Annotated in this window: 11 protein-coding genes; 2 read left to right on the top strand and 9 right to left on the bottom strand. The window is 46.4% G+C overall.

What is annotated here, in order from left to right:
* Window positions 1-10: 10 nt before the first annotated feature.
* The 9 genes from J6U00_RS14245 to J6U00_RS14285 form a co-directional block, all read right to left on the bottom strand.
* Complete coding sequence (locus J6U00_RS14245; RefSeq protein ID WP_296582938.1) at window positions 11-502, bottom strand: PglB; 492 nt, start codon at window positions 500-502, stop codon at window positions 11-13.
* 349 nt (window positions 503-851) lie between these two features.
* Window positions 852-2,564 (bottom strand): ABC transporter ATP-binding protein, encoded by a 1,713-nt coding sequence (locus J6U00_RS14250; RefSeq protein ID WP_296582940.1) that lies wholly within the window; start codon window positions 2,562-2,564, stop codon window positions 852-854.
* Window positions 2,561-2,986: a S24/S26 family peptidase gene (locus J6U00_RS14255; protein ID WP_296582943.1), complete on the bottom strand. Its 426-nt coding sequence runs from the start codon at window positions 2,984-2,986 to the stop codon at window positions 2,561-2,563. Before J6U00_RS14255 ends, J6U00_RS14250 begins: the two co-directional genes overlap by 4 nt.
* The gene (locus J6U00_RS14260) at window positions 2,986-3,246 is read right to left on the bottom strand and encodes a PqqD family protein (protein ID WP_296582945.1); all 261 of its coding nucleotides are present in this window, start codon (window positions 3,244-3,246) and stop codon (window positions 2,986-2,988) included. The genes J6U00_RS14255 and J6U00_RS14260 overlap by 1 nt, the downstream gene beginning before the upstream one ends.
* A 5-nt stretch (window positions 3,247-3,251) precedes the next feature.
* Window positions 3,252-3,986 (bottom strand): hypothetical protein, encoded by a 735-nt coding sequence (locus J6U00_RS14265; RefSeq protein ID WP_296582947.1) that lies wholly within the window; start codon window positions 3,984-3,986, stop codon window positions 3,252-3,254.
* A 27-nt stretch (window positions 3,987-4,013) separates the two neighbouring features.
* Window positions 4,014-4,319: a hypothetical protein gene (locus J6U00_RS14270; protein WP_296582949.1), complete on the bottom strand. Its 306-nt coding sequence runs from the start codon at window positions 4,317-4,319 to the stop codon at window positions 4,014-4,016.
* A 251-nt stretch (window positions 4,320-4,570) separates the two neighbouring features.
* Window positions 4,571-7,246 carry a hypothetical protein gene (locus J6U00_RS14275; RefSeq protein ID WP_296582951.1) on the bottom strand — a complete coding sequence of 892 codons (2,676 nt, stop codon included), beginning with the start codon at window positions 7,244-7,246 and terminating at the stop codon, window positions 4,571-4,573.
* A 516-nt stretch (window positions 7,247-7,762) separates the two neighbouring features.
* The gene (locus J6U00_RS14280) at window positions 7,763-8,122 is read right to left on the bottom strand and encodes a hypothetical protein (RefSeq protein WP_296582953.1); all 360 of its coding nucleotides are present in this window, start codon (window positions 8,120-8,122) and stop codon (window positions 7,763-7,765) included.
* Window positions 8,123-8,135: 13 nt separating this feature from the next.
* A complete protein-coding gene (locus J6U00_RS14285; RefSeq protein ID WP_296582956.1) occupies window positions 8,136-9,074 on the bottom strand; it encodes a calcium/sodium antiporter in 939 nt (312 codons plus the stop codon).
* Between the two features lie 377 nt (window positions 9,075-9,451).
* Between J6U00_RS14285 and J6U00_RS14290 the strand changes: the two genes are divergently transcribed.
* Entirely contained in the window at window positions 9,452-10,804 is a 1,353-nt protein-coding gene (locus tag J6U00_RS14290; protein ID WP_296582958.1) for an SLC13 family permease, read from the top strand.
* 40 nt (window positions 10,805-10,844) lie between these two features.
* Window positions 10,845-11,441, top strand: a complete 597-nt coding sequence (locus J6U00_RS14295) for a cytidylate kinase-like family protein (RefSeq protein WP_296582960.1) — start codon at window positions 10,845-10,847, stop codon at window positions 11,439-11,441.
* Window positions 11,442-11,701: the final 260 nt, after the last annotated feature.

Here is an 11,701-nt window from a genome sequence, read left to right on the forward strand (position 1 = left end):
GATATCATTTTCAGCCTATTATCTCTCCGTAGCCGGAAGTAGTTCCTGCCGCCACCGACGCTGAAGACCTTACAACAGTGCCGCAGTTGAGATGACAGCCGTCACCGATGACCGCATTATGGTTTATGACCGTACCCGCTGATATGATACAGCCTATTCCGACCGACGAATCCGTATGTACCACTGCCATCGGCTCGATGAACGAGCCCATTCCGATAACAGCAGAAGGCGATACATAAGCTCTTGGGTGTATAAGAGCAGGCACCTCGTAGCCTGCGAATGCCAGCCTGCCGATAAGCCGCATACGCATTTCAGAGTTACCAATAGCTGCTACAGCACAGTCGAATTCCTGTCTGAACCTTTCGTATTCATACAGCGCTCCGACAGCTGCCGGGTTACTGTCGTCAAGAAAAGCGACGCCGTCGTAATTACCCGTTGACTCGGCGATCTCCTTTGCGACCATACCGTACTGTCCTGCGCCCAAGATCAATAGCTTACGCATACCTATCTCCTCTTCGTTTGCTTATTCACCGGGAAGCCTAAACCCGGTAAGCAAGCCCATATAAGCATCCTAAGTAAAGCTGCTCATATCAGCCTGTAATAAACAGTATCCTGAAAATCCGTATCCTTGTAAGTTTTTCTGTCAGATCTTTTTGATATTGAGTGCAGTATATTATGGTGATGTATTTCCATTTCAGTAACCATACCTTTTAATTATACATTCAGGAGCTATACAATGTCAAGGTAAAATTTGCGATTTCTGCATACGATTGCCCATTTTTGTAGTATATTCCATTTCACGGCGTGAAGGAACATAAAATGTTGCCCGTTTGTGCCTGACGGACAGGCTTTTACTGCTCCTCCACTCCGTTTTCGGTAAACCGCAGTATCCTGTCGCATATCTCCAGTGCGGCAGGGCGGTGAGTGACTATTACAACCGTCTTGTCGGTCATACTTTTAAGATTCTCAAGCACCCTTCTCTCGGTAGCTTCGTCAAGAGCACTGGTGGCTTCATCAAGAAGCAACACCGGACACTTGGAATATATAGCCCGGGCAATAGCTATACGCTGCATCTGTCCCTCAGAGAGGCCTGTTCCACGTTCGCCGAGAAGTGTATCAACCCCCTCATCGAGCTCACCTACGAACTCCTTAGCGCATGCTATTTTCAGCGCCTCGTTTATACGCTCTCCATCGTTCATTCCTGAACGGTCGGCAAAGCTTACCACATCCCGGATAGTTCCGCTCATAAGCTGATTGCCCTGCGGTACATAAGCGAAGAGTCGATGGAATTTTGCGGACAGCTCCTCTGTATTTTCTGATATATCGGTGATATATCTTCTTCCACCGTCCAGCTTGTATATACACATCAGCAGCTTGAGCACCGTGGATTTTCCGCAGCCGCTGTGGCCCGTAAAGGCTATATACTCTCCCTTTTTTATCTCAACGCTGATATTTTTGAGAACTACCGGCATTTCATCCTTGCTCATGCGACGAACGCTGTCTCCCGAGGGATAATAGGCAAATTCCACGCCGTCAAGTCCCAGAGAGCAGAAACTGCTACGGTAGTATTCCAGCGTTTCACTTATATCCATTGAAACAACCTCGGAATCGTTTTCAAACTCCTCTATCTCCATAAGACGCTCTGCACTTGCCGTCATGGCGTAAAACCTCGGAAGATAGCCTGTGATATTGGCAAATGGAGCCTGTATCTGAGCTATCAGCTGAGTTATGGCAGTCAGGGTGCCATAACTTATAGCTCCCGTAAGTATCCCGTAGCCGCAGTATATTACGCCGCCCGCATACATCCCCTGCATACCTGCCTGAAATCCTATATTACATATATTCGAGAAGCGTATCCGCTTCATTCGTGCCTTTTTGTGATCCGCCATTTTCTCGTCAGCTTCATTTTGTGTCTGTTCCTCAGCCGCAAAGGAGCGTATCATCATCATGCTGCCGAGGCGTTCCTGAAGGAATACACGGAGCTTTCCGTCCTTCTCCTGTATGTTCTTATGGAGCCTTTTCAGCACTCTTCGGAAGCCGTATGTGGCAATTATGAGTACTGCACCGACAGGGAGCAGCACGAGAGTTACACGGTAATCAAGGAATATCATCATAGCAATGGCGCTTATGAGCTTTACTGTCATACCGGCAAGTCCGGGAAGTATCTCAACACCGCTCTGCGCCACGACCACCGCGTCATTAGTGAAACGGTTCAGCCACTCTCCCGAGTGTACCGCGCTGACGGCACCGAAATCCTTTTTCAGAATATTATCCAGCAGCCGCTTCTTTAAGAGGTTTTCCAGGGAGGAGCAAAGATACTCCTCAAGCCAGCGTATCACTGCTCTTATCGCCACCTGTGAGGCTACGAGAAGAAGTATCAGCAACACATTTGACAGAAAGCCGCTCCGGTCTCCGCCGGCTGCGCAGTCAACGATATTGCGCAGGAAGAGCGCATAAAGAACGCCACTGGCGCCATGGATGGCATTCAAAGCAATAAGCCCTGCTATGCCCCATTTTTTCCTTCCGGTCACGTCACAGAGCCATTTTAACGCGTTCCTTTTCATCGCTTTATCAGCCTCTTGAGCTTATCGCGGACATAAAAGAGCGGACGCTTGATGAAGAGGAAATCCACCCATACATGAACATAGAGCCTGTAAGGGGTCTCGTCAGTCCCGTGCCATTTCCCTTTGTGGCAGAATTCGGTGACTATGCCCTTTATCTGCTCCGGACTCACCCGTTCAAGCTGCCAACAGTTATCGCCGATTATCGTATATTTGCCGTTTTCATAGCGAACTACACGGTGTATCACGCCCTGCATATCCGGGCGAACATACATCACGAGATCGTACCTCTTTGGTTTTCTCGTCAGCTTTTTTACAAGTACGGCGTCACGTCCTCCACGTATCATAGGACGCATACTTATACCGCTAGGTACACTAAGGTAGCTTCCGTGCTTTTCAAGCTGTTCAAGCTGTGCCCTGCCCATCAGTCGTCTATAGCTCCGATCTTCCTGAGCTGGGCGATGATGTTCTTCACATCGCGCTCCATAGCCTCTTTCGGACCGTCATATTTCTTCAGCATTTTTGCGACTATCTCAGCCTCTGTTGTATCCTTTTCTAGACAGCCAATAATGAAGCCTGCTGTTTCATTGCTTCTTACAAGTCCCGAAAATTTTGAAGCGCCTGTGGATACAAGGAGCTTTTCGCTGCCATCGTCATGTGTTATGAATCCTTTGTTGAGTTTCATGTTTTTCACCCTTTCATACCATTATATGCGACCTCTGCCGCTTTGATATCCATATTGCATTCCAGTCTATACAGATCCGTTCCTGCAGCAAGTTCGTCAATGAGCCTGAGCGTCTTTGCCAGCTGCACTGGGCTTTGGGGACGGTATACCTGCTGGATAAGCATGGAATATGCTTCGGACTTTGTTACCCTTGTTATCTTGTTCTCACTGCCGCGGGCAAGTATACAGACAGCCTTAAGCGGCACTGATATGTTGCAACCGAGCCTGTGCTTTCCGTTATACGGTGTGCCATAGGCCACAGCTCCCCCATTCGTTATCCTTACCAACGGCTTGTCGTCGTTCACCATTACTGCCTTATCGCCGAAATACTCGCGCCACAACCTTGTATGAGTAGACTTTCCAGTTCCCGACTTTGCCGTGAACAGAAAGCACTGTCCGTCCACAGCTATAGCTGAACCGTGGAATAGTACCGTGTCATAGTCCGGCATTCTCTCAGCTATCTTGCGGTATACTGCAAGCTCCTCCCGGTATTCATCTGTGGCAGCTATTGGCTCACGTCCCTCGGCAGCCGCACATCTCAGCTCACGCTGATATTCAAAGTCTATGTCCTCCTGAGATGTACTGATTGAAAAATCGGGAACTTCATCGGAGTAATAGTCACGGCAGTAGTTGTGTACCTCTTCATAAATTGAGTCTACCTCGACGATCCTGTCAGCAAATTTATATTTCCCTTTAAACATATTCCCTGCTCCATAGATATATAAGCGTTATTCAAACGGGTCTATCCTTGCTCCCTCGGGCTCCGCCGCGTCCTCGCTTTCAGCAGTCACGGCGTCCGTAGAAGCAGTAGTATCTGTATTTGTCTCAACCGTCTCTTTTTCCACAGCCATTTCCTTTACCGCGGAAGACGTCACAGCAACCGAGGAAACAGTCCCGGAGACCTCAACATTCTGCGTCTCGGTCAAGATTCCAGAAGGAGCTTCCTTTTCGCTGTCTATGGTATTGCCCCTTACGGTATCGCAACCTGTCATCAACAGCGTTGCAGCAAGAGCGGTCATAATTATCTTTTTCATTTTTCTGCCTCATTTATTGACGTCTGCCCGTTCAGCATGGGCAGGCGAGTACTCGCTTATTATAAAGAAGCACCGCTCCGTCCGGAATGGTGCCTCTTTATACATAACATTAGTGTGTCAGATCCGTTCAGAACGGATCAACCTGCTCGCCCACCGGAGGGCTGGTTGTGATAACGTCTTCTGCATCAAATGCTACAACGTCAAGAACAGGCTGGATATACTTTTCCATTTGTTACACCTTCTTTCAATAATTACTTAGCAGCATATGCTATTGCTTTTTGATTGTAAAGATATATAGCCTTAGCAAGTGTCTGCTTGTTTGTATCGTCCATATTTGCAAAAGCTCTTGCGTAGGAAAGAACGCTGGCTGTTACAGTATAGGTATCTGTACCGTCTGTAACGGAGAATGTGTGCTCCTTATCGAGCATATTTGACGAGATATTCTTGACCTCAAGGTAATACTCTGTTCCGCTCTTCCTGAGATCCGCTTCTGTATCGCCAATGTAGTATCTATACTTATACGGGTCTGCTCCCTCGGCGTAATTGTAGTACAGTCTCAGCGAATTATCATCTGCGAATACTACTGAAAGGCTGATGCCGTCTACGCCAGCTGGCTTTGTGCCTGTCTGAGAAGCCCTATAAGCTTCGAAAACATCTGTACTTACTGCTGTAACATCGCTGCTTACGGTCTTGTTTGCATTCTTGTCAAAATAGTTCTTTACAGCTGCGCCGTAATCAATGGAAGCAGCAGAAAGAGCTGCCATTTTTTCGTTTGAGCTGCTCTTTGTAGCTTCAAAGTACTGACCTACTGAGTAATTGAAACCGCTTGAAGTAAGGTCTGCGCCCTTGCTCGAAAGGAGAGCATACAGCTCGCCAGTACCGCTTACTATGCGGAAATTGATATTGTCATCTACCTGTGTAGCATAAATCGGGCAGGTAAACTTGTTCTGTCCGTCGGAAACAGAAGTGTCGGAAATGAACTGTCTCTTTGTAACGCCGTCTATATTATACTCTGCATAAGCAGCTGTATCCTTCTTGAGAGTGTCGCTGAGCTCCACATAATAGTTGAGACCAAGGCTGCCGCCAAAGGTAACTGATACTGCCTTTATCGTTGCGCTTGCAGCAGAGACCTCTGACTTCTTATAAACAGTGATAGAAGGAGCGTTCTCAGCCAGTGAGAAGTGATATGTTCCCATGTATGAGCTGCCCTCCCAGCGAGGCTTGTAAACGCCGGGCTCGGGATTGTTGCCCTCAAACTTTGTTCCGTTTTCGTTCACATAAACGATATGATCCACCTCAAAACCTGTGGAATATATGTCAGTGTCCTTGTCGAGCACTCCTCTTTCGCCGTTCTGAGCTTCAAGGCTGTATGTGATAGGATAAGCAGCCTCTCCGTAAGCGATGTTATGTACCTCAGGAGTTACCGCTACCTCGCGCTCCTTGATATTTACTTCAGTGATGCCATATAGCTCGTCAGAAAGACCAATATCAAAGAAGTGCTGCTTCCTTGCACCGCTGAATCTGTATATCTGAAACCTGAATTCGACTGTACGTGTGGAGGAAAGTGAATTATCAACATAATAATATATCTTGGGATTTCTTCCACACATATCCGCAAAGAATTCCTGCTCCTCCTCATTGTAGCAGTCAGCAAGCTTTAATTCAAAATCGCTCTGCTCGATAACGCCGTCGTAGTAGAAGTCTTTCTTGGGTATGATCTGGAGCTGAGCCTCGTCAGTCTGTATCTCATAGATACCGCTGATCTCAGGGTCTATATCTACTTCCATTTTATACTTGTAAGGAACGCCGTTGAATGTGAAGTCATCGTAGAGGTACTCTCTCTTGACTGTTACACCCTCGGGTCTCTCCCTCTGTGTTGCCTTGTCGATTATCGAAAGAAGTGTATTGGAGTATACTGTAAAGCTCCTGCCTGTCCAGTATCCCTCCTGCTCCTCTCCGTAGAAAGTATCCTCGTTCTTCTCTGCGCCAACAAATGTATAGTCAGTTATGCCACTTTCAAGAAGCACAATATTCTTTGCGTCTGAGAAACCGCAGTCTGTGCAGTGATCCGTGAATCTGAGGTAAGCAGAATCGTAACCTTCTGCATCGCTCTCATCCTTGGTGTAGCTTGCTGTAAGAGTATGATTGCCGGATGGTATCCTTACGAAGCCGCCGGAGCCCATTGCCTTTCCGACATATACATCTGTTCCGTCAAGCTTGATATTGAGCTTGTCAACGCGCTCCTCAGAGGATAAAAGAAACTGGAGATACAGGTCTTTTCCTGAGGGTACGCTTACGCTCCATGAAGTAACAGCCTCGGTACTGTCCTTCTGGCGATTGTCATTTATCCAGAATCCGTTTGCCTCATTATAAACAAACTTGTTAGCTCCACTGGATTTTACACTTATAGTACAGTCGGAAGCTCCCACCATGCTGTGAGCAACGCCTGAAGAATGTGTGCCGTCGCCGTTGTCGAAAGCAGCCTTTGTGCTTCTGAATGCAGCCACATCGCTGAAATGATATTCCTTTGTGTTGTATTCGCCTGTCTCGAAGGTATATACATATCTGTTATTTCTGAATACCTTGCTTGTCACGTCGGAAATACCGTTCCACTCAGACGGAAATACGAGTTCGTCGTCTGAAGCTATCTTTATTATCTCACCGTTCAAATAGCTTTCTTCGCCAGGTGATAATTCAAAGGGGGTCTCCCTGCCCTCATAATAGATGTTGATGATGCCGGCGGTATTGTTCCTTACAGGTCCGGAGCAGAATATGCACTCCATCGTATTGCATTCAGCGCTTGCTGTAAGCACTGTTTTAGCAGCGATAAATCCTGTTCCTGCCGGTATCGAGTAGGCAGCTACAGAGACCGCTGAAAGAGCGCTTGCAATGATCCTCTTTACAGTATTATTTCTCGTTTTTTTCATTATTAATTGATTCCTCCCTAAAAATTTAAAGGTATCCGTTTATACGGAAATATCATATCCAGATCCCAGTCTTATTCTAATTTGCTACGATTAATATGCCTGAGGTATGAGCCGTACCTCCGTGAGGCGAAACGCGGAAGCAGCAGCCATACTGATGTATAAAGACAAAAAAGGGGCAAGGACCTATCAATGCTTGTATACCGGAACTTAAAAAGCCATACAAATATTTCAAGAATCTTTACCCATCTTCGTATTCAGATCAATAATGGAACGTTATTCAAAATTAATGTTATTATATCACAAAAATTTAGAAAAGTCATTGTGTAAAATGCATATTTCACAAAACTATCACAATAATTGTAGTTTAGTATAATTTACCTTTGTTTTTACACAATGTTTACCGTCGAAGTGTACAACGCGTAATTTTTACTATCAATAATACATTTTATTATATCAAGAACTGCGCAAAAATGCCGGCAAGCGTAACTTTCGCAGCCGGCACAGAATAATTTACCGTTATGTCACGGCTTTGCCTAAAACGAGAAAAGGCAGGACAAAAACAAAGACAACTGTTATTATACACAGGATCAAATTTATAAAGGATAGCAGTATATACGCCCTTCCGGCTCTTTTCTCCTTGTTCCCGAGGCAGATTGCGCCTATCAGAAAACCTACAAGGGGGATGAGCAACGAAAGTATGATAAGTCCGTCTGCTGCTGGTCTGTCCTCACGTGGGAGCTCTTCGCCGTTCTCGTCCTTCGGTGGCACTACTCCGTGAAACTGTGAATTAACGTACTGCCCCGGAGCCGGAGTCTTGCATACCGGGCATAAGCGCTCACCGCTGCCTATTTCCGAACCGCATTTCGTACACTGCATACCTCTCTCTCCTTTATCTCATAAATATATAAGCCGTATATCCTGCGTATACCGTCAGCATCAGGGCACCGTGCCAGCGAAAGAGCTTCTTCTTCGGAGCGCAAAGCAACAACACGAAAAGGCTCATAACTATCAGTGCCACAGTATCCACGGTATTCTGCATTGTAAAGGCTATTGGCGATATCGTCGCCGCTATGCCAAGAACAAAAAGTATATTGAATATATTCGAGCCCACAACGTTTCCGAGAGCCATATCCACCTCGCCCTTCCTTGCCGCAACTATCGATGTTACAAGCTCGGGAAGACTTGTTCCGAGTGCTACTATAGTCATGCCTATAAGATTGTCTGACATTCCGAAGGAACGTGCGATATCCGAAGCGCCGACTACTACCATTCTTCCGCCCACCGCTATTGCCGCTCCGCCTCCTGCTATGCACAACAGACATTTCCATACCGGCATTATCTTATACTCGTCCTCATCGGTACTGTTTCCGGCATCACGTGCTTTTTTGGCAGAGCTTATCATCATATACAGGAAGAATGAAAAAAGCACCAGCAGTACGATACCGCCCCAGCGCTGGACAGTTCCCGTTACTGCGCCAAGTACAAGGAGCGCTCCTGCAACTGCCACCGAAAATGGCAGATCCTTTTTCAGCGTCTCCTTCCCTATCACCATGGGACACAGCACAGCGCAGACTCCGCAGACCACCATGAGGTTGAAGATATTCGAGCCCACGGCATTGCTTATTGCAAGGTCGTTCTTTCCGAGAACCGATGCGCTTACACTCACCGAGGTCTCGGGAAGGCTTGTCCCCATTGCAACTATGGTCATTCCTATGATAAGCGAAGGTACCCTAATTCTTTTAGCAACAGCCGAGCTTCCGTCAACAAAGAAGTCAGCTCCCTTTATGAGCAGTACGAAACCGCCCACGAGCAATATATATTTCAGCATTTTCCGTCTCCTAACAGCGACTGCAGATACAAGTTCAAAAGAACTCAAAACAAGCTCTTTTGCGCCGCTGCCGCTTATATTATTATACCACATATTGCGTCGCATTGCAATACCTATCGACACACTTACCAAAAATTCACATCTTATTTGACAAATGAGGACAGTTTCCCCAAAAATCATCTTTATACCAAAAAAAACAAAAATTGCCTTGAATTAGTTTTGCAATTATGCTATAATTCCAGTTGATTGATTGAACGCAGAATGCGTTTCCCTGCACGCTTAAGTGTGCAGGGAAAGCACATTTATGTGCTCATTCCTCCTGAGACATCAGGAGGTTTATCCCGGCGGCAGACGCCGCCATTTTTCCGGAGGTTAATATGTCAGCAGCACAGATCTTTGCCGTTGTCATCTTCGTTGGAATGTTCATAATGATAGTTCTCGACAAGATAGAACGGCACTACGTCACACTCGGCAGCGGACTTCTCACTCTCGTTGTCGTATTCGGTATTTGTATGCGAAGCGGTACCGCCATATCAGATACCCTCGCCCTCAAGGGCTTTGCCACCAAGGAGTTTTGGTATCAAGTTACGGAAAGCGAAAGCAAGGGTATCAACTGGTCGACGATAATTTTCATCGCAGGCATGATGGTCATGGTGGAGGGAATGGCTAAGGCAGGCTTTTTCCGTTGGCTCTGCATGAAGATTGCTTACCTTGTCAAATGTAAGACAGTTCCCATATTCATAACTTTCATGATAATGTCGGCTGTACTTTCGATGTTCATCGACAGCATCACAGTCATCATGTTCCTTGCAGCCGTTACCATAGAGCTTGCGACTCTTCTCAAATTCAATCCCGTACCTATGATACTCTCTGAGATATTCTGCGCGAACCTAGGCGGTTCAGCTACTATGTGCGGAGATCCTCCGAATATAATCATCGGTACGTCCCTTGGCTTCTCCTTCTTTGACTTCCTCACAAATACAGGTCTCTGTGCGGGAATATCCCTGATCGTGTCAGTCATCTTCCTGTATTTCGCATTCCGCAAGGATATCACCGACGGAAAGAGTGAGCCCGTGGATATGAGCAAGTTCCCCAAGCCCTCAGAGGCTATCACAAATAAAAAAGACTTCATCATAAGCAGCATTATTTTCGGACTTGCTGTCCTTCTACTTGTAACTCACGCAACCACTCACCTTACCGTTGCGAGTATCGGCCTTTTCATAGCAGCGGTGACTCTTGTAGCCTTCGGCAAACATGCCAAGGAGCTCATAAAAAAAGTTGACTACAAGACCCTCCTCTTCTTCATAGGCCTTTTCGTAGTCGTAAGCGGACTTGAGGAAACAGGAATACTCAAGCTCATTGCTAACTTCATCGGCGACATCAGCGGTGGAAACGTAATGCTCATGATAGCTATCATACTCTGGGTATCAGCTATTGCCAGCGCTTTTGTGGACAATATACCCTTCGCCGCAACAATGGTGCCTATCATACAGAGCCTTGCGGAGACATCTGGAGTTCCTATCTCCACTCTTGCATGGGCGCTGGCTATGGGTACAGATATCGGCGGCAGCGCTACTCCTATCGGAGCCTCAGCAAACGTTGTGGGCACCTCTGTAGCCCAGAAAAACGGCTATCCTATCGGCTGGGGCAGGTACTGCAAGCGTCTTGCTCCCGCAACAGTTATAGTTCTCGGTATATCAACGGTATATCTTTTCGTAAGGTATCTTTGATAAAATAAACAACAGGATATTATAAAAAGGAGGAATACTCATGTCACAGTTTATCATTTCAGTAGGCCGTGAATTCGGAAGCGGCGGAAGATTTATCGCTGAAGAGCTCGCTAAGCGCTTCAACATACCGCTATACGACCGTCACCTCATTACGGAGATTGCCGCAAAGACTGGTCTTACTCCAGAGGAAATCGAAAAGTACAACGAAAAGCCCAAAAACCACCTCCTCTCGCGCAGAGTCAACGGCTTCAGCAACTCGATTGAAGACAATATCGCTGAGATGCAGTTCAATTTTCTGAGAGAAAAGGCTGCAAGCGGCGAGTCATTCGTCGTTGTGGGACGCTGCTCGGAAACTAAGCTCCGCGACTTCAAATGCCTTGTTTCGCTTTTCATACTGGGCGACATGAGTGAAAAGATAAAGCGCGTCATGAACGTCTATGAGCTCACAGAGGACAAGGCTAAAACCCTTATCGACAAAAAGGACCGTAAGAGAAAACGCTACCACAACTATCACTGTGATGGACACTGGGGTGATTCTAGACTTTACGACCTCAGTATCAACAGCTCACGTCTCGGTATAAACAGGACTGTAGATATGCTCGAAAGCTACGTAAAAGCAAGGATATCCGGAGAATAAACTGTCACCGGTCACGATAATAAAAGAAGGGGCTGTAAAAAAACAGCCCTCCCAAAACAACACAGTTGCCTCTTCAAGAAAAATTTGAAGGGGCAACTGTTTTTTATGTTAATCGTTGAAAACTTCTCACCCCCATAAACAGGGTATAACGAACAAGCACGAAGAAAAAATGTTTTTTTCGCGCTGATCAAGATCTATTTTAAAGTTTACTGATCGAAATGGATCTGAATGATAGTTCATATCGGTCGTTTCTTTTTTGA

Source organism: Ruminococcus sp. (assembly GCF_017650195.1).
Taxonomy (GTDB): Bacteria; Bacillota; Clostridia; order Oscillospirales; family Ruminococcaceae; genus Ruminococcus.